Origin of the sequence: Sphingomonas ginsengisoli An et al. 2013, from assembly GCF_009363895.1 — a bacterium.
Lineage (GTDB): Bacteria > Pseudomonadota > Alphaproteobacteria > Sphingomonadales > Sphingomonadaceae > Sphingomicrobium > Sphingomicrobium ginsengisoli.
Genome location: NZ_CP045434.1, coordinates 633,196 through 650,434 on the forward strand (window position 1 = coordinate 633,196; position 17,239 = coordinate 650,434).

Annotated in this window: 17 protein-coding genes and 1 pseudogene; 5 read left to right on the forward strand and 13 right to left on the reverse strand. The window is 66.8% G+C overall.

The features are described from left to right. The first annotated feature begins 5 nt into the window (after positions 1-5). Positions 6-1,739: an ABC transporter ATP-binding protein gene (locus GCU42_RS03055; protein ID WP_162789225.1), complete on the forward strand. Its 1,734-nt coding sequence runs from the start codon at positions 6-8 to the stop codon at positions 1,737-1,739. On the opposite strand, the gene GCU42_RS03060 is transcribed toward GCU42_RS03055, so the two are convergent. The 5 genes from GCU42_RS03060 to GCU42_RS03080 all read right to left on the reverse strand — a co-directional run bounded on the left by GCU42_RS03060 (position 1,736) and on the right by GCU42_RS03080 (position 5,977). Further along, positions 1,736-2,623 (reverse strand): glycosyltransferase family 2 protein, encoded by an 888-nt coding sequence (locus tag GCU42_RS03060; RefSeq protein WP_162789224.1) that lies wholly within the window; start codon positions 2,621-2,623, stop codon positions 1,736-1,738. The genes GCU42_RS03055 and GCU42_RS03060 overlap by 4 nt on opposite strands. Next, on the reverse strand, positions 2,620-3,081 hold the full coding sequence (locus GCU42_RS15485; protein ID WP_114227894.1) for an acyltransferase: 462 nt from the start codon (positions 3,079-3,081) through the stop codon (positions 2,620-2,622). Before GCU42_RS15485 ends, GCU42_RS03060 begins: the two co-directional genes overlap by 4 nt. A gap of 4 nt (positions 3,082-3,085) precedes the next feature. After that, a complete protein-coding gene (locus tag GCU42_RS03070) occupies positions 3,086-4,183 on the reverse strand; it encodes a DegT/DnrJ/EryC1/StrS family aminotransferase (protein ID WP_114227893.1) in 1,098 nt (365 codons plus the stop codon). After that, the gene (locus GCU42_RS03075; RefSeq protein WP_114227892.1) at positions 4,180-4,572 is read right to left on the reverse strand and encodes a sugar 3,4-ketoisomerase; all 393 of its coding nucleotides are present in this window, start codon (positions 4,570-4,572) and stop codon (positions 4,180-4,182) included. The genes GCU42_RS03070 and GCU42_RS03075 overlap by 4 nt, the downstream gene beginning before the upstream one ends. A gap of 82 nt (positions 4,573-4,654) precedes the next feature. Continuing rightward, positions 4,655-5,977, reverse strand: a complete 1,323-nt coding sequence (locus GCU42_RS03080; protein ID WP_114227891.1) for a UDP-glucose dehydrogenase family protein — start codon at positions 5,975-5,977, stop codon at positions 4,655-4,657. 138 nt (positions 5,978-6,115) lie between these two features. Here GCU42_RS03080 and dnaE point away from each other — a divergent pair, with 138 nt between their 5' ends. Continuing rightward, positions 6,116-9,574 (forward strand): DNA polymerase III subunit alpha, encoded by a 3,459-nt coding sequence (gene dnaE, locus GCU42_RS03085; protein WP_114227890.1) that lies wholly within the window; start codon positions 6,116-6,118, stop codon positions 9,572-9,574. 59 nt (positions 9,575-9,633) lie between these two features. Here the strand turns inward: dnaE and GCU42_RS03090 are convergent, their stop codons facing one another. The 6 genes and pseudogenes from GCU42_RS03090 to GCU42_RS03115 form a co-directional block, all read right to left on the reverse strand. Beyond that, complete coding sequence (locus GCU42_RS03090) at positions 9,634-10,287, reverse strand: hemerythrin domain-containing protein (RefSeq protein WP_114227889.1); 654 nt, start codon at positions 10,285-10,287, stop codon at positions 9,634-9,636. Between the two features lie 335 nt (positions 10,288-10,622). Continuing rightward, positions 10,623-11,348: pseudogene (mtgA, locus tag GCU42_RS03095) on the reverse strand (monofunctional biosynthetic peptidoglycan transglycosylase); the annotation flags it as partial. Positions 11,349-11,390: 42 nt separating this feature from the next. Further along, a complete protein-coding gene (locus tag GCU42_RS03100; RefSeq protein ID WP_114227887.1) occupies positions 11,391-11,576 on the reverse strand; it encodes a hypothetical protein in 186 nt (61 codons plus the stop codon). Between the two features lie 144 nt (positions 11,577-11,720). Continuing rightward, entirely contained in the window at positions 11,721-12,242 is a 522-nt protein-coding gene (locus tag GCU42_RS03105; RefSeq protein WP_162789223.1) for a pyridoxamine 5'-phosphate oxidase family protein, read from the reverse strand. A gap of 61 nt (positions 12,243-12,303) precedes the next feature. Further along, the gene (locus GCU42_RS03110; protein WP_114227885.1) at positions 12,304-12,996 is read right to left on the reverse strand and encodes an NYN domain-containing protein; all 693 of its coding nucleotides are present in this window, start codon (positions 12,994-12,996) and stop codon (positions 12,304-12,306) included. After that, positions 12,993-13,628, reverse strand: a complete 636-nt coding sequence (locus GCU42_RS03115; RefSeq protein ID WP_114227884.1) for a carbonic anhydrase — start codon at positions 13,626-13,628, stop codon at positions 12,993-12,995. The genes GCU42_RS03110 and GCU42_RS03115 overlap by 4 nt, the downstream gene beginning before the upstream one ends. Before the next feature lie 173 nt (positions 13,629-13,801). Between GCU42_RS03115 and GCU42_RS03120 the strand changes: the two genes are divergently transcribed. From GCU42_RS03120 to GCU42_RS03130, 3 genes are all read left to right on the forward strand, one after another. After that, entirely contained in the window at positions 13,802-14,131 is a 330-nt protein-coding gene (locus GCU42_RS03120; RefSeq protein ID WP_114227883.1) for a hypothetical protein, read from the forward strand. Between the two features lie 62 nt (positions 14,132-14,193). After that, positions 14,194-15,117, forward strand: a complete 924-nt coding sequence (lipA, locus tag GCU42_RS03125) for a lipoyl synthase (protein WP_114227882.1) — start codon at positions 14,194-14,196, stop codon at positions 15,115-15,117. Between the two features lie 7 nt (positions 15,118-15,124). Then, positions 15,125-15,586 (forward strand): type II toxin-antitoxin system RatA family toxin, encoded by a 462-nt coding sequence (locus GCU42_RS03130; RefSeq protein WP_114227881.1) that lies wholly within the window; start codon positions 15,125-15,127, stop codon positions 15,584-15,586. Here GCU42_RS03130 and GCU42_RS03135 read toward each other — a convergent pair. Together GCU42_RS03135 and GCU42_RS03140 are read right to left on the reverse strand one after the other, a co-directional pair. Further along, positions 15,547-16,050 (reverse strand): CinA family protein, encoded by a 504-nt coding sequence (locus tag GCU42_RS03135; RefSeq protein ID WP_114227880.1) that lies wholly within the window; start codon positions 16,048-16,050, stop codon positions 15,547-15,549. The two genes, GCU42_RS03130 and GCU42_RS03135, sit on opposite strands and share 40 nt — an antisense overlap. A 4-nt stretch (positions 16,051-16,054) precedes the next feature. Continuing rightward, entirely contained in the window at positions 16,055-17,200 is a 1,146-nt protein-coding gene (locus GCU42_RS03140; RefSeq protein WP_240309476.1) for a bifunctional 2-C-methyl-D-erythritol 4-phosphate cytidylyltransferase/2-C-methyl-D-erythritol 2,4-cyclodiphosphate synthase, read from the reverse strand. Positions 17,201-17,239: the final 39 nt, after the last annotated feature.

Genomic DNA, 17,239 nt, shown 5'->3' on the forward strand with positions numbered 1-17,239 from the left:
TACGCATGAGCGCTCGCGACGACGTCGGGCTGATCTGGGAGCATCTGCCCCGGTCGCGCCGCCTGCAGCTTGAGGGCACCGCATTGCTGGTGCTGCTGGGCGCAGTCGCTGAGGCGGGCACGGTCGGCGCGTTGCTGCCGCTGCTCGCTTTTCTCACCGACCCCAAGCAGCTCAACCATATCCCCGTGGTCGGCCCCGAACTGCTGAGCGTCATGGCCACCCATGGTCGCGGTGCGGTGATCGCGCTGTTCGGGCTGGCGTTCCTGCTCGGCGGCGCGATCCGGCTGTGGCTGACCTATGCGATCCAGGCGACCGCCTTCGGCACGATCAAGGACATCAACGTCGCGGCCTTCGCGCGGATCGTTCGCCAGCCTTACCCCTTCTACAGCCGCAGCCACACCAGCGATCTGATCAGCCGGTTCGAGAAAACGCACAACCTGGCCTACAATGTCGTCCTCAGCGGCCTTCAGGGCATTGCGGCGGTGGTGTTGTGCATCGCCCTGCTGGCGCTGTTGCTGGCGGTGAATACGCGCATGGCGCTGGTTGGCGGTGGCACGCTGATCCTTGCCTACCTCATCGTCAGCTTCATCGTTCGCCGCCCGCTGCGCCGCAACGCAGCAGCGCTGGCGACGGTCTGGGGCAAGCGTATCCAGGTGATCCAGGAGGCGCTCGGCGGCATCCGCGACATCCTTCTCGACCAGAGCCAGCATGCGTTCGAGGAGCGGATGGAGGACGCCGCCGACCAGACCCGCCGGGCGATGAGCCTCAACAGCTATATCGGGTACGCGCCCCGCGTCGTGGTCGAGACGGTGCTCATGCTGTTTGTCGCTGCATTCGGCTTCTACCTGAGCAATCAACCGGGCGGGATCACCGGGTCGCTGCCGGCGCTTGGGGTAATGGCGCTCGGCGCCCTTCGCCTACTGCCGCAGGTGCAGACGGCGTTTCAGGGCTGGTCGGCCTTCCGCGGGAACCAGAAGACGCTTGAGGAAGTGACCGACCTCCTTCGCTTGCCGCTGCCGCCGGTCGAAACGGTCGAGGACGGCCGCCGCTTCGCGCGCGAACTGGCGCTGGTCGGGGTCGACTTCGCCTACGACGAACAGCCGACGCTGAGCAGCATCGACCTTGTCATTCGCAAGGGCGAGCGGGTCGGCATCGTCGGGCCGACCGGCTCGGGCAAGAGCACGCTGATGGACTTGCTGCTGGGGCTGCTCGAGCCTGATCGCGGCGAGTTGGTGATCGATGGCGAGCCCGCGCGCGGCAAGCGGCGCTTGTGGTGGCAAGCGCAGGTGGCGCACGTTCCGCAATCGATTTTCCTGGTCGACGGCAGCATCCGCCAGAATGTCGCGTTCGGGGTCGACGAGACGGTGATCGACGACTCGCTGGTCGGGCGGGCTCTCGCCGCGGCGGGGCTGGCGGCCTTTGTCGCCGACCTGCCGCAGGGCGTCGAGACGATGGTCGGGGAGCGCGGCGCGCGGCTGTCGGGTGGGCAGCGCCAACGGCTTGGCATTGCCCGCGCTCTCTACAAGCGCGCCTCGGTGCTGGTGTTCGACGAGGCGACCAGCGCCCTCGATAGCGAGACCGAGGCGGCGGTCATGCAGGCGATCGACGAGCTGCCCGGCGACATCACCATCATCATGATCGCCCATCGGCTCGGCACGCTGGCGGGCTGCGACCGGATCGTCGTGCTTGAGCATGGGCGGATCGCGCGGATCGTCGGCTCGGTCGCCGAGCTCGCTTAGCGCGTGCGCTGGCGCAGCCAGTAAGCGGCGGTGCGCCACAATAGCGGATCGAGTGGCGACAGCCGCAGGGCCCTAGTCAGGATTTTGCCAGCGAGGTCGAGCTTGCCCTGGTCGATCGCGATCACCGCCGGGCCGCGCAGCGCGGTGGCATAGCGGCGGCGCCAGTGGCGGCCGAACGCCGCTCGATGCTTGCCGAAAAAGGCGTCGAAGCCGCGCCGCATGAAGTCGGGCTTGGCCGACGCGGTGCTGCTCGCGCGGCGGTAATTGACCAGTCGCTCGGAGAGGGTGCGGACCGGGTAGCGCTGGGCCAGCCGCAGGAACAGGTCGCGGTCCTCGATCGGCAGGCTCTCGTCCCATCCGCCGACCGCGAGCAGGGCGGAGCGCCGATAGCAGCAGCCGACGAAGAAGAAGGGATCGCTGCCAGCGAGCAATAGCGGCAGCACGTCGCCGCTGCGAAAGCCGTCGTCGGGCACTTTTGCTCGCTCGCCGCTGTCGTCAAAGAAATAATAGCCGCCGCAGGTGAACCAGCCGGCCGCCGCGTCGGCGAGCGCGGCGCGGCGCATGGCCGCGATGTAGCCGGGCTCATACCAGTCGTCGGTCGAGAGGACCGCGACGAGGTCTCCGCTCGCGGCGGCGAGCAGGCGATTGAAGTTGGCGGAGATGCCTTGCGGCGGGGCGGGGGCGAGAATGGTCGCGGTCAGGCCGTGACGCTCGAACAGTTGCCGCGCGAGATCGGCTGAGCCGTCGGTCGATCCGTTATCGAGGAAGAGGATTTCGAGACCGTCGCGGTCTTGCGCTGCCAGCGCGGCGATGCACTGCTCAAGATAGGGCGTGTGATTCCAGCAGAGCAGGAGGACCGAAACCGTCGGCGCTGCTGGGCTCACCGTCTTAACGGGCGAGCGGGATTGCCGGCCCAGGTCTCGCCCGCCGGGACGTCGCGGGTGACCACTGCGCCCGCGCCGATCATCGCGCCTTCGCCGATCGTGCGACCGGGCAGGATCACTGCTCCCGCGCCGATCGACGCGCCTCGGCCGATGCGGGTCACGGCAAAGGCCGTCGGCCGCTGGCGGGAGCGGGGCTGGGGGTCGTTGGTGAAGGTAGCGTTGGGGCCGACGAAGACGTCATCCTCAAGGATGATCCCTTCCCACACGTAGACGCCACATTTGAGCGTAACCCGGTCGCCGATCTCGGCACCGCCTTCGACCAGCGTGTGGGCATTGAGGTTGCAGTCGCGGCCGATTTTCGCGCCGGCCAGTACGACCACGTTCTGCCAGATGGTCGTGCCCTCGCCGATCTCGGCTGAGGGATCGACGTGCGCGCTGAGGTGGATGCAGGGGGGCATCGGCTCAGGCCGCGGCCCGGACGGCGTGGATGACCTGATCGACCTCGGCGTCGCTCATCTGAGGACCGATCGGCAGGCTGAGCACGCGGTTGGCAAGGCGCTCGGCGATCGGGAAGCTGCCTGGGCCGAGCTGCCACTCCGCATAGGCGCGCTGGAGGTGCGGCGGGATCGGATAGTGGATGAGCGTCTGAACCCCGGCGTCGGCCAGCCGCGCCTGAAGCGCATCGCGGTGGTCGCTCTGGATAACGAACAGGTGCCAGGCGGGAGCCGCCCAGTCGGGTACGGAGGGAAGCTCGAGCGCGCAGTCCTTCAACTCGTGCAAATAGCGCGTAGCGATGCGTGCGCGCCGGGCATTCCACTCGGCAATGTGTTTCAACTTCACGCCGAGCACCGCGGCCTGGAGCGGATCGAGGCGCGAGTTCACGCCCTGGCCTTCGTTCACGTAGCGGACGTGCGAGCCGTAATTGCCGAGCGTGCGGATGCGGTCAGCGAGAGCGGGGTCGCTGGTAGTAACCGCCCCGGCGTCGCCGAGCGCGCCAAGGTTCTTGCTGGGGTAGAAGCTCCACGCCACCGCATACCCGTGCCCCCCCACCGGCTGCCCGCGATATGATGCTCCATGCGCCTGCGCGGCGTCCTCGAGCAGGCGGAGCCCGTGGCGATCGGCGATCGCCAGCAGTGGGTCGAGGTCGGCCGGTTGGCCATAAAGGTGGGTGGGAAGGATCACCCGCGTGCGCGTCGTGATCGCAGCTTTGACCAGCGCGGGATCGAGGTTGCGGGTGGCGGGGTCGGGCTCGACCAACACCGGTGTCGCTCCCGTCATCGTGACTGCCAAGACGGTCGCGATATAGCTGTTGCTGGCGACGATGACTTCGTCGCCCGCGCCAACCTCCATCGCGCGCAACGCAAGGTGAAGCGCGTCGAGGCCGTTAGCGACCCCGACCGCATGCGTTGCGCCCACCGATTGCGCGAAGGCCACCTCGAAGTTGCCGAGCTCGGGGCCGCCTATGTACCAGCCGGACGCCATCACCCTTGCCACCGCGGCGTCGATGTCGGGACGAAGCTCCTCGTAACCCGCGCGCAGATCGAGGAACGGCACGGTCATCTGACGTCGCTCACCAGGCGCCGGAAGTCGACGTGGTCGCGGATATAGTCGGCCTCGTCATAGGGCGCGTCTGCGACCACCATCAGGACGCAATCGGGCGAGAAATCCTCCATCTCGTGCCAGACCATCGGCGGTAGGGTCAGCAGCCGGTCGGGCCGGTCGAGCCGGACGCGTTGCTGAACCCGCCCGTCGTCGAGCAACATGGTGCAGGCGCCGGCCACCGCTACCGCTGCCTGGTGGAGCCGGCGATGGGCGTGAAACCCCCGCCGGACGCCGGGCAAAGTTCCGAATACGGTATAGACCCGCGCGATGGCGAACGGGACGTCACGTCCGCCCTCGACGGGGACCAGCGAACCACGCTCGTCACCGCGGGTCGCGAGAGTGAGCATCCGGCAGCCACCCGGCAACGCGTCAGGCTCCTCCGTTGGGGAGGTTGCCGGAACGATCACGTCGGGTGTTGCCATGGTCGGCTCAGGCGGCGACGGTCGCCGCGGGAACGCCGATGCCGCGATAGCTCAGGCCAACGCGCGTCGCCTCGGCGGCTTCGTAGACGTTGCGCAGGTCGATCAGCGCCTTGCCGCGCATTACGCTGGCCAGCTTGCGCAAGTCGAGCGCGCGGAACTCATCCCACTCGGTCACGAGCACGAGCGCGTCCGCCTCGTTCGCCGCGGCGTATGCATCGGCGGCGAATTCGACGTTGTTGAGCAACGGCCGGGCGGCCTCGATGCCGACCGGATCGAACGCGGCGACGGTCGCGCCGCCCTCCTGAAGCTTGGCGATCAGCGACAAGCTGGGCGCGTCACGCATGTCGTCGGTGTTCGGCTTGAACGTGAGGCCGAGCACGCCGATTTTCTTGCCCTCGAGGCTGCCGCCGAGCGCATCGCGGACCCGGTCGGCCATCTTATTCTTGCGCTCCTCGTTAACCGCGACAACGCTGCCGACGATCCGCATCGGGACCCCGTGGCTGTCGCCGGTCTGGAGCAGCGCCAGCGTGTCCTTGGGGAAGCAGCTGCCGCCATAGCCAGGGCCGGCATGGAGGAACTTGGGGCCGATCCGGTTGTCGAGCCCGATCCCGCGCGCGACCTCCTGGACGTCGCCGCCGACGACTTCACACAGGTCGGCGATCTCGTTGATGAAGCTGATCTTGGTCGCGAGAAAAGCGTTGGCCGCATATTTGATCAGTTCGGCCGTTCGGCGGCCGGTGAACAGGATCGGCGCCTTGTTGAGAAAAAGCGGTCGATAGATTTCGCGGAGCACCTCGCGGGCGTGATCGTCCTCGGCGCCGACCACGATCCGGTCGGGGATCTTGAAGTCGCGGATCGCCGCGCCCTCGCGGAGGAATTCGGGGTTGGAGGCGACGCTCGTGCCCTCGGGGGCATTGTTGTCGGAAAGGATCTTGGCGATCTCGTCACCGGTGCCGACCGGGACGGTCGACTTGGTGACGATCACCGCCGGCTTGACCAGCGCGCCGGCAATCTCCTTGGCAGCGGCGTAGACATATTTGAGGTCGGCATGGCCGTCGCTCGGCCGCGTCGGAGTGCCGACCGCGATGAACACCGCGTCGGCCGTATCGATCGCCGGTTTCAGTTCGGTGGTGAAATGCAGCCGGCCCTTTTGAACGTTATGGCTAACGATCGCCTCGAGCCCCGGCTCCCAGATCGGCATGCGACCCTCATGCAGCCCGTCAATCTTGCTCTTGTCCTTGTCGACGCAAGTGACCTGATGCCCGAAGTCGGCGAAACAGGCGCCGGAGACGAGGCCGACATAACCGGTACCGATCATCACGATATGCATGAGGGAAGAACGCGTCCTGCTGGGAGAAGTGGGGTGCGCTTTACCCAGCCCGCGCGGTGCTGGCTAGGGCGGGCGAAAGCGGTGGATAAGTTGGACGGGCGCGCTTTCCCTGCCGGCGGTGCGGGTTATATCTGCTTGATGGTCTTCGTTCCGCTGCGGGTCTTCTCTTCCTTTACCATGCTCGAAGGAGCAATGGAGCCGTCCGACATTGCCAAGCAGGCGCGCAAGCTCGGCTTTCCCGCCGCCGCGCTGACCGATCGCAACGGCCTTTACGCCGCGATGGCCTTCTCCGATTACTGCAAGGGGGAGGGGGTGCAGCCGGTGATCGGCGCGACCATCGGGCTCGCTCGACCGGGCGACCTGCCCGGCGGCGGTCTCGACTGGCTCGTGCTGCTCGCCAAAGACGAGGAGGGCTATGCCAACCTTTGCAAGCTGGTCTCGACCGCGCACATGGCGCGGCCCGATACGTCCGATCCGCATGTCGATTTCGCGACGCTGGCAGCGCTGAGCGACGGGCTGATCGCGCTGACCGCGGGCGGGGAGGGCACCGCCGTGCGCCTGCTCGCCGAAGGGCAGGGCGGGGCGGCACGCCGCTGGCTCGAACGGCTGCGCGGGACCTTCGGCGATCGCCTCTACGTCGAGATTTCGCGTCGCGGCGATCCGGCGGAGGAGCAGGCCGAAGCGGCGCTGATCGACCTAGCCTATGAGCTCGACCTGCCGCTGGTCGCGACCAACCCCGCGCTCTACGCCGAACCGCATTTCCATGCTGCCCACGATGCGCTGCTGTGCATCGCCAGCTCGTCCCAAGTCGACAGCGCCAATCGCGAGAGCAGCAGCGAGGACGCCTGGCTCAAGCCAGCCGCGGCGATGGAGGAACTCTTCTCCGATGTGCCCGAGGCGCTCGCCAACACCGCGGTGGTCGCCCATCGCTGCGCGGTCGCGGCGCCCAAGCGCAAGCCGATCCTGCCGCGCCTGAGCGACGACGAGGACGAGCAGCTCCGCCGCGACGCCCACGCCGGGCTCGATGCGCGACTGGCGGGACGGAGCGACGAGGACCTCGCCCGCTATCGCGAACGGCTCGACTTCGAGATCGACGTCATCGCCCGGATGGGCTTTTCGGGCTACTTTCTGATCGTCGCCGACTTTATCAAATGGGCCAAGGCGAACGACATTCCGGTGGGGCCGGGGCGTGGGTCGGGCGCCGGCTCGGTGGTCGCCTGGGCGCTGACCATCACCGACCTGGACCCGCTCGAACTCAACCTGCTGTTCGAGCGGTTCCTCAATCCCGAGCGCGTGTCGATGCCCGACTTCGACATCGACTTCTGCGAAACCCACCGCGACAAGGTGATCAGCTACGTCCAGCAGAAATATGGGCGGGACCGTGTCGCCCAAATCATCACCTTCGGTCGCCTGAAAGCCCGCGCGGTGCTCAAGGACACCGGCCGCGTGCTGCAGATGAGCTATGGCCATGTCGACCGCCTGGCCAAGCTGGTGCCTAGCCACCCGACCGACCCGTGGACCTTGAGCCGCGCGCTCGGCCGCGACCCGAAGAAGCCCAACGACCGCGTTCCCGAACTCATCCACGAGCTCGAAACCGACGCCCAGGTGAAGCGGCTGCTCGACCTGGCGATGAAGCTCGAGGGGCTGCCCCGCCATGCCTCGACCCATGCTGCCGGCGTCGTGATCGGCGACCGTCCGCTCGAGGAGCTGGTTCCCCTCCACCGCGATCCGCGCTCGGACATGCCGGTCACCCAGTTCGACATGAAATATGTCGAGGCGGCGGGCCTGGTGAAGTTCGACTTCCTCGGACTGAAGACGCTGTCAGTGCTCAAGGAAGGACAGCGCCTGCTCAGGCAAAGCGGGGTCGAGGTCGATTTCGCCGCACTCGGCTGGGACGATCCGGCGGTCTACGAGTTGCTCCAGCGCGGTGACACCGTCGGTGTCTTCCAGCTCGAATCCGAGGGCATGCGGCGGACGCTGGCGGCGGTCCGGCCGACCAATTTCGGCGACATCATCGCGCTGGTCTCGCTCTATCGGCCGGGGCCGATGGACAACATCCCGCTGTTCGGCGACCGAAAGAACGGCCGCGCCAGAATCGAATATCCCCATCCGCTGCTCGAGGAGGTGCTGAAGGAGACCTACGGCATCTTCGTCTACCAGGAGCAGGTGATGCAGGCCGCGCAGGTGCTGGCCGGCTACAGCCTCGGCGAAGCCGATCTGTTGCGCCGCGCGATGGGCAAGAAGATCAAGGCCGAGATGGACGCCCAGCGGGCCCGCTTCGTCGAGGGCTGCGCCGACAAGGACATCTCGCCCGCCAAGGCCAACGAGCTGTTCGATTTGATCGACAAGTTCGCCGGCTACGGCTTCAACAAGAGCCACGCGGCCGCCTATGCCTTGGTCGCCTATCACACCGCCTGGCTGAAAGCGCATCACCCGGCCGAGTTCTTCGCCGCGTCGATGAGCTTCGACATGCACCAGACGGACAAAATGTGCCTGTTCGCCGACGATCTTCGGCGGCTTGGGCACGAATTGCTTCCGCCTGACGTCAACGCGAGCGAAGCCGATTTCTCGGTCGAGGACGGCAAGGTCCGCTATGCGCTCGGTGCGCTCAAGGGTGTCGGCGAGGCGGCGATGGCCGATTTGGTTCGCGAGCGGAAGCAGGCGAGCGCCTTCGCCAGCCTCGACATGTTCGCCGAGCGGGTCGACCCGCGGCTGCTTAATCGCCGCCAGCTCGAGAGTCTGGCCGCCGCCGGGGCGTTCGACCGATTGAACCCCGATCGGGCGGCGGTGTTTGCCGGCGCCGAGCTCATTCTCGCCCATGCTGCCAGCGCGCACGAGCAGCGGACGAGCGGGCAGGGCGGCCTGTTCGGCGGCCCCGGCGACAGCCAGGTCGCGCCGATCCGCCTGCCGCGCGAGAGCCGCTGGTCGCTGGCCGAGCGGATGGCGGCCGAGCGCGAGGCATTCGGTTTCTACTTCTCGGCGCATCCAGTCGACCATCACCGGCATCTGCTCAAGGCGCACCGCGTGCGGCTGAGCAGTGAGCTTGGAGCGGTGCCGCTTCCCGCCGACGGCGGCCGGGCCGGGGCGACCATGGCCGGCCTGGTCGAGGAAGCGCGTTGGCGAACCTCGCAAAAGGGTCGCCGCTTCCTGATGGCGCGGATGAGCGACAGCGGCGGCCAGTTCGATGCCACCGTGTTCGATGACGATGCGTCGGCCGCGGTCGAGGCGGCGGCCAAGGGCGGGCAATGCGGCCTGCTGACGGTCGAGCTCGACCGGCGTCCGGGGGAGGAACAGCCGCGGGTGACGATCAAGCGTTTCCAGCCACTCGAAGACCTTGCTCGTCGCAGTCGGCTCGAGCTCACCATCCGCTGCAGCGATGCCGCGCGAATGGCCGAACTCGGCGCCGAGCTCGCCAAGGTCGAAGGCGGGACAGGGCTGGTGCGCCTGATCACGACGCTCGCCGACGGCAACGAGGCGACCTTGCTGCTCGGCCGCAATTACGTCCTCGACGCCGAGCTGGCGGCGCGGCTCGAGCGGATCGCCGGTAACGAGGCGGTCACGCTGGGCGTTCAGGAAGCCTTGCGGCTGGTCGGATAAGACAGAGGGCGGAAACGGCCACGCCGCTTCCGCCCTTGTCCGCTTCGAGGCGCGCAGCCTCAGAGCATCTTGATCCCTTCCTTGTTCATCAGGCTGGTGATCTTCGCATTCTGCTCATCATCAAGCTCGGCCTTGAATTGGGGGAAGACCTGCTCCTCCTCCATCTTCGCGTGCGCGGCGACGAGGTCGCGGAACTTCTGCACCCGATCGAGAAAGTCGGGCGCATCTTTCGCCATATTCTCAAGCTCGTAGAGGAAGGTCTTCACATAGCCATGCTCATGCTCGAGATGGTCCGCGTCGACCGCGTCATTGGCCTGCCTTAGCGCCGGATAGACGACCTGCTCTTCCTGGTGGGCATGCTTGTTGAGTCCGTAGTGAAGCGCCTTGACGAGTGCCGTGCGCTTGCCCGTTTCGCTGTCGTCGGTTGCCAGCAACAGGTCGAACTTGGCCAGCGTCGCCTTGTGCTCGAGCTTGAGGATCTCGTCCCACTGATTGCCCGCGGCCATCGACTCGCTGGTCTGCATCAGGAACTTGCGCGCCCAGTTGGCACCGATGCCGATCGCCGCGCCGGCGGCCAGTGCACCGAGGATCGGTGCCACGTCCGACGCGTCTAAATCGCCGAAGCTGAAGGCGCTGCGGTCCTTGGGGTTGCCGCGAGCATTGCGGCCCTGGTTAAAAGTCTTGCGGTCACGGGTCTCGCTACGCGTCGCCATGTCTACTCTCCTGATGGGGAACTCGCTGGCTCAACCGCTCGGAGAGTGGCGTCGTTCCTCTTGCGAGGCGTTTTCAATCAGTTGCTGTTCGCTTGCGGCGGCGGCAGGTCTGCCTCTCCCGATGGCTGCGACGGAGTAGCTTCCTCGGGACGAGTGGCGCCAGTCGGCGCTGGTTGGTCAGTGACAGGCGCGGGGGCGGGAGCTGAGGGAAGCTCGCTGATCGGCGCCTCGATCGGCGGCAACGGCTTCGCGCTTTCATATTGCGCCCCCGGATCGACCGGCGGTTTGCGGCTCGGCGGCGGGGCGCGATTCACCGGCGGCGGGCTGCCGGCATAGACGCACCCATCGAGCCCGTCGCGGGCGACCACGCCGATCCGCGCCGCGATGCTGTTGCCGTAGCGGCGGGTGAAGCCCTTGGGCGAGATCGCGCCACGCTCCTTGGGCAAGGGAAGGATGGCGGCGATCCGGGCCGCCTCGACAGCACTCATCGCACTGGCGTCATGGCCGTAATAGCGCTCGGATCCGGCGTTCACGCCATAGGTGCCGATGCCCGTCTCGGCGAGGTTGAGGTAGACCTCCATGATCCGCCGCTTGCCCCACAGATGCTCGATGAGGAAAGTGAACCACGCCTCGACGCCTTTGCGAGCATAGCCGCCGCCCTGCCAGAGGAAGGCGTTCTTGGCGGTCTGCTGGCTGATCGTCGAGCCGCCGCGGATGCGGCCTCCCGAAGCATTACGCTGGAGCGCCGCCTCGATCGCGTCATAGTCGAAGCCGTGATGGCGGCAGAACTTGCTGTCTTCGGCGGCGATCGCGGCGCGCACCATGTCGCGGTCGATGCGGTCGATGCCCAACCATTCGCGCTTAGCCCCGCGCCCGGCGAGCACGTCGCCAAGCATGGTGACGGTGATTGGCGGATTGATGAAGCGATACAGTCCGACCCAAAGGACGGAGAGGAGCAGGACGAACAGGATCAGCTTGACGAGGCCGAGCAGAACGCGGTGGGGCCACGACCGCGCAGGCCGCTTGCGCTTGTAACGGGGAATGGCAGGGGAGCGCGCCATCACGCCGGGCTAACGAACCCGTCGGCGAGTGTCGAGCGGGCTTCAGCGATCGGCGTGCGCTACGTCCGCCTCATATTGCAGCGCCATGTTCCGCAGTACATCGGCAGCCTGCCGGTCCGAAATGTTGGCGGCAAGGCGACGGCAACGCTCCGCCTTGTCGGTGAGGCTCTCGCTAGCCGCGACCGGCGGCGACGCGGGCTCAGTGGAGACGAGACTATCCTTGGGCAAGGTCTCTGAAACTCTCGGCAATGAGGAAGCGGTCGGCCTCGATCGAAGCCGACCTCCGCCCGTTAACAGGCCAATGGCTGTCGGGTTCCCGACATCAACGCGAAATCAGCTTTGCGCAGAAGTCGTTGCCCGCAGGCAACAGGGTCAGAGCGCGACTTCAGCCTGATTTTCGTGGTGATGGTCCTTGCCTGGATCGCGGCCCAGCGCGCGCAATGCCGCGGCGACCAGCGTCGCGCCCGCCTCGGCCTTCCAGATTTCGGCCTTTTCGGTGTCGAAGCGGAGCAGCTGCAGATCGGGATCGTCCTTGCCATCCTTGTACCAGCTGGCGACGAACGGATTCCACAACTTCTCGACAATGGCCCGGTCCTCGAGCGCGACCAGGGTTCCATGGATGTGGGCGAACAGGTCGTGGCCCTTGGCGACGTAGGTGCAGACCACGCGGTTGTTGCGGCCGAGGCCCTGAACGATCGCCTCGGACTTGGCGCCGAAGAAGTAGATCGTCCCGCCGTCCTTCTTGTCGGCACCGTCGGGTGCGTCGATCTGCGCCGTCCACGGGCGGGTGCGGCTGTCCTCGACGCCCTCGAGCCCGATCATCACGAACGGTGAGCCCGCCAGCTCTTTCCAGAACTGTTCTTTGAGCTCCTGCGAGCGGTCGGCGTCGGCCATGATGATGTTCCTTCTCGATTGTCCGGTTGGGATTCCGAACGGAGAAGGAGCGGGGAGGTTCCTAGCGCAGCCGGCGGACCAGTTGCACCCCGTCGGGCGAGGTCCGCACATCGAAGTTGGGCAGCGAGCGGATGAGATCGCCCAGTCGCGAGAAGCCGTAATTGCGCGCTGCGAAGGAGGAAACGGCCTTGGCCCGCTGCCCGACCTCGGCCAGCGGCGCATAGCCTTCCTCGTCGCGCTTGCTGGCCTTCCAGGCGGCGCCAAGCACCTTGAGCAGTTCGTCGTCGACCCCGGTCGATTCTTCACTGTCGCCGGCGGCGTCGGCAAGCGCGGCGACGTCGAAGAAGCGGGTGCAGCTGTTCTGGAAGCTGATCGGCGTCTTGGCGGTGCCAAAGCCGTAGACGGGGAGGCCGTCCTCGCGGATCCGCTGGGCCAGCGGGAGGAAATCGCTGTCGCTGCTGACGATGCCGAAGCCGTCGACATGACCGCGGAAGAGCAGGTCCATCGCGTCGATGGTCATCCGCATGTCGGTCGCCGACTTGCCCTTGACCACATCGAATTGTTGCACCGGGATGATCGAATGGGCGGTGCTGAGCTGACCCCAGCCTTTGAGCGAGGGTTTCTGCCAATTGCCGTAGGCGCGGCGGATATTGATCGTGCCGAGCTCCCCCAACACCAGCAGCACCTCGTCGAGATGATCGGGCGACGCATTGTCGGCATCGATCAGCAACGCGATGTTGGCTTCCTGGCTCATTCGGCTGCCGCGGTCTCGGCGACCTCCTCGAAACGACCCGTGGCCTCGTCCAGCTCGCGCAGCTTGCCCTCGGCGATTGCGAAATGGCAGCCGTGGAGCTGAAGCTCGCCGCTCGCCTCACGCTCGGCGACGAAGGGGAAGGAGCGCAAATTGTCGAGGCTAGTCCGCACGCCTTCATATTCGAGCGCCCGCTGCGGGTCGTCGACATGCCGGGCCTTGACCCGCTCCGCGGCGGGTTCGAGCAGTTCGATCCAGCGATCGATGAAAATGCGGTTGGGGTCGCCATGGCCGCCGAGCGCCGCGCTCACGCCGCCGCACTGGCCGTGACCCATCACCATAATGTGCCGCACCTTGAGGTGGGTGACGCCAAACTCGAGCGCGGCGCTGACGCCGTGAAGGCCGCCACCCAGCTCGAACGGCGGCACAAGGTTGGCGATGTTACGCAGGATGAAGGCCTGGCCGGGCTCGATATCGAAGATGGTGGCGGGATCGACCCGGCTGTCGCAGCAGCCGATGATCATCACCGGCGGCGACTGTCCCTCCGCGAGACTGGCCCAGCGGCGCCGTTCGGCATCGTAACGATCGTGCCGGAAGCGATGATAGCCGCGCATCAGCGCCTGATATTCGGACACCTGCTGAGTAACTCCCCTTTGCCGTCCGCCCAACGCGAACGAGCGCCAACGGTTTCGCTTGCCGCCCGCTAAGCTCGCCCGCCGCGCTTGGCAAACGGGCGCTAGGGAACTTGGGAGCCATTTCAACTCTTGTTGCGCCCGAGAGCCGGAGCAAAACGAAGGAGTTCAGGGAAATGAACAAGCTTATCATGACCGCCACGCTGGCGGCGAGCATCGGCCTGGCGGGCTGCGCGACCAATGATCCCTACGGCTACGGCTACAACCGTCCGTCGAGCGCCAACGGCGCGCTGACCGGCGCGGCCGTTGGCGCGGCGACCGGCGCTGTTGTCGGCGCGGTGGTTCCGGGCGTCAGCGTCGGTGCAGGCGCGGTCGCGGGCGGGATCGCCGGTGCGGTGATCGGCGCGGTCGTCAACGGTCGCCAGACCTATCGCACGACCACGGGTCGCTGCTTCTACACCGACCAGTACGGCCAGGTCGTCTACCTGCCCGACAATCAGTGCTAATCGCATAAACTTGCGATGGGGTGGGGGTGGCGATTGCCGCCCCCACTCGCTATCTGGCCGCCATGAACGCACCCGCTGGCCTCCCCACGCCTCCGAAGCAGCGCAAGCCCGACTGGATACGCGTCAAGGCGCCCGTCAGCGAAGGCTATGCCCAGACGCGCAAGCTGATGCGCGATCTGAACCTCGCGACCGTTTGCGAAGAGGCCGCCTGCCCCAACATCGGTGAGTGCTGGACCAAGAAGCACGCCACGGTGATGATCCTTGGCGATACCTGCACCCGGGCCTGCGCCTTCTGCAACGTCAGGACCGGCATGCCCCGCGCGGTCGACCTGCTCGAGCCGCAGAACACCGCAATTGCGGCTGCACAGCTCGGGCTCGAGCACATCGTCATCACCAGTGTCGACCGCGACGACCTGCCCGACGGCGGCGCCTCGCAGTTCGTCAAGGTGATCGAGGCACTGCGCCGCGAGACGCCCAACACCACGATCGAGATCCTTACCCCCGATTTTCGCAACAAGTCGGAAGAGGCGGTGTCGCGAATCGTCGATGCCGGTCCCGATGTCTACAACCACAACCTCGAGACAGTGCCGCGGCTCTATCCGACCATCCGGCCAGGCGCGCGCTATTATGCGTCGCTGCGGCTGCTCGAGCAGGTCAAGCGCCTGAGCCCGACCATCTTTACCAAGTCGGGGGTGATGGTCGGCCTGGGTGAGCAGCGCCTCGAAGTGCACCAGGTGATGGATGACATGCGCTCGGCGGGGATCGATTTCCTGACCATGGGCCAGTATCTCCAGCCGACCCCGCGCCATGCGACGGTCGAGGAGTTCGTCACTCCAGACGCGTTCAAGGCCTATGCCTCGATCGCGCGCGCCAAGGGCTTCCTGTTGGTCGCGGCATCGCCGCTGACCCGCTCGAGCTATCACGCCGGGGACGATTTCAAGAAGATGCAGGCCGCCCGCGCCGAGCAGAGCGCCAAGCTGCGCTGACGTCGCCATGCCGCGTCACAGCGAGGTCAAGCATCTGCCCTACACGCCCGAGCAGCTGTTCGAGCTGGTCGCGGACGTAAAGCGCTACGCCGAGTTCCTCCCGTGGGTAACTGCGGTCCGAGTGCGCTCGTCGAGCGAGACCGAGTTGGTCGCCGACCTCATCGTCGGCTTCGGGGCCTTCAAGGAACGCTTTACCAGCAAGGTCGCCAAGCATCGACCCGACCGGATCGTGGTCGACTATGTCGAGGGCCCGCTCAAATATCTTCATAATGAGTGGCGCTTCGTGCCCGCGGCCGATGGCGGCACCGACGTGCATTTCTCGGTCGATTTCGCCTTTCGCTCGCGAATTTTCGAGGCGGTCGCCGGACAGGTGTTCGACCGCGCGCTGAGGAAAATGACCGGCGCCTTCGAGCAGCGCGCCGCTAGCCTCTATGGCTCTAGCAGCTCGAGCGCGCAAAGCGCCGCCTGAAGCCTAATCCCGGCGCGGCCCTCGGCGGCGTCGAACAGCCGGCTGTCGGCGACGATCTTTGAAGGATCCTCGTCGCGTTCGGCGCGGGCGAAGACGACGGTTCCGACCGGCTTGGTCGGCGTTCCGCCCCCGGGCCCGGCGATGCCAGTGATCGCCACCGCCACATCCGCTCCGGACGAGAGTAGGGCGCCGCGCGCCATCGCCCAAGCGGTCGCGACGCTGACGGCGCCAAACGTCCCGACCACGTCTTCGCTAACCTTGAGCGCGGCCATCTTGGCCTCGTTCGAATAGACCACGTAGCTCGCCAGGAAGACGTCTGACGAGCCGGCGATCTCGGTCAGCGCCGCGCTCACCAGTCCGCCAGTGCAGCTTTCCGCCAAGGCGATCGTGCGCCCGGCGGCGCGGTTGCGTTCGACCACGTCGCGAGCCTTGGCGACGAGGCGTTCGGGAAGCAGGCTGTCCATGGCTTCAGGCCTCCTCGGGCAGGCGGATAGTGGCGACCGCCTGCGCGGCGATGCCTTCACCGCGTCCGGTAAAACCCAGCCGCTCGGTGGTGGTCGCCTTTATGCTCACCCGCTCGGGGCGAACGCCAGCGATTTCGGCCACCCGGGCCTGGATGGCTGAGCGATGCGGGCCAACCTTGGGGGCTTCGCAAATGATCGTGCAGTCGAGATGGTCGATCCGTCCGCCGCGCCCCTCGATCAGGTCGACGGCATGTCGGAGGAAGCGGTCCGACGACGCGCCTTTCCACTGCGGGTCGGACGGGGGGAAATGCTGGCCGATGTCGCCCAGCGCGGCTGCGCCGAGCAGCGCGTCGGTCAGGGCATGGAGCACGACGTCGGCATCGCTATGCCCGGCCAGCCCGTGCGCATGGGCGATCTCGACCCCGCCCATGACCAGCGGACCTGGCCCCTCGAACGCATGGACATCAAAGCCCATGCCGGTGCGGACTGAAAGTTGCGAGGCCAGCATCATTTCCGCACGTTCCCAATCCCTTGTATCCGTCAGCTTATGCAGCATCTCATCGCCGGCAACGGTCGCGACGCGTAGACCGGCATTCTGCAGAACGGTGCTTTCGTCGGTCGCCGCGCTTCTGCCGGCCTCGTCCATCGCGTAAATCAAATCCTCGACGTGGAAGGCCTGCGGCGTCTGGACGCGAAGCAGGTTCGTCCGGTTGACCGTGCCGCGCAACTCGCGGTCGCCCTTGGCTAGCGTGTCGGCGACGGGCAGCACCGGCACCGCGCCATCGGCACCCGCCAGCGCCGCGAGCAGTCGGTCGATCACTTCGGGAGGGCAGAAGGGGCGGGCGGCGTCGTGGATGAGAACGACCCCGCTTCCAATCGCGGCGAGGCCGGCGCGGACGCTGTCGGCGCGTTCGCTGCCGCCAAGGATGAGGTCTCCCACGCCGAGACCGGTGAGCGCGGCGGCGGCTTGGACCTGCTGGTCGGGGCCGACCACCACCCGCACCGCACCGACCCTGGGATGGGCGAGGAAGGGCTCGACCGCGCGGCGTACCGTTGGCTTGCCGCCGAGCGCGCGAAACTGCTTCGGGGTGTCGCCGCCCAAGCGGCTGCCCCTGCCGGCGGCGACGATGAGGGCGGTGACCTTGCTCACAGGAGCCGCGCCTTGCCCGTTCCGGACCCTTCCTGTAAA

Bases quoted from the DNA above. Each gene is read 5' to 3' on its own strand.
- GCU42_RS03055 (WP_162789225.1), top strand. From the start codon at position 6: ATGAGCGCTCGCGACGACGTCGGGCTGATCTGGGAGCATCTGCCCCGG.
- GCU42_RS15485 (WP_114227894.1), bottom strand. From the start codon at position 3,081: ATGCCCCCCTGCATCCACCTCAGCGCGCACGTCGATCCCTCAGCCGAG.
- GCU42_RS03070 (WP_114227893.1), bottom strand. From the start codon at position 4,183: ATGACCGTGCCGTTCCTCGATCTGCGCGCGGGTTACGAGGAGCTTCGT.
- GCU42_RS03075 (WP_114227892.1), bottom strand. From the start codon at position 4,572: ATGCTCACTCTCGCGACCCGCGGTGACGAGCGTGGTTCGCTGGTCCCC.
- GCU42_RS03080 (WP_114227891.1), bottom strand. From the start codon at position 5,977: ATGCATATCGTGATGATCGGTACCGGTTATGTCGGCCTCGTCTCCGGC.
- dnaE (WP_114227890.1), top strand. From the start codon at position 6,116: ATGGTCTTCGTTCCGCTGCGGGTCTTCTCTTCCTTTACCATGCTCGAA.
- GCU42_RS03090 (WP_114227889.1), bottom strand. From the start codon at position 10,287: ATGGCGACGCGTAGCGAGACCCGTGACCGCAAGACTTTTAACCAGGGC.
- GCU42_RS03105 (WP_162789223.1), bottom strand. From the start codon at position 12,242: ATGGCCGACGCCGACCGCTCGCAGGAGCTCAAAGAACAGTTCTGGAAA.
- GCU42_RS03110 (WP_114227885.1), bottom strand. From the start codon at position 12,996: ATGAGCCAGGAAGCCAACATCGCGTTGCTGATCGATGCCGACAATGCG.
- GCU42_RS03120 (WP_114227883.1), top strand. From the start codon at position 13,802: ATGAACAAGCTTATCATGACCGCCACGCTGGCGGCGAGCATCGGCCTG.
- lipA (WP_114227882.1), top strand. From the start codon at position 14,194: ATGAACGCACCCGCTGGCCTCCCCACGCCTCCGAAGCAGCGCAAGCCC.
- GCU42_RS03130 (WP_114227881.1), top strand. From the start codon at position 15,125: ATGCCGCGTCACAGCGAGGTCAAGCATCTGCCCTACACGCCCGAGCAG.
- GCU42_RS03135 (WP_114227880.1), bottom strand. From the start codon at position 16,050: ATGGACAGCCTGCTTCCCGAACGCCTCGTCGCCAAGGCTCGCGACGTG.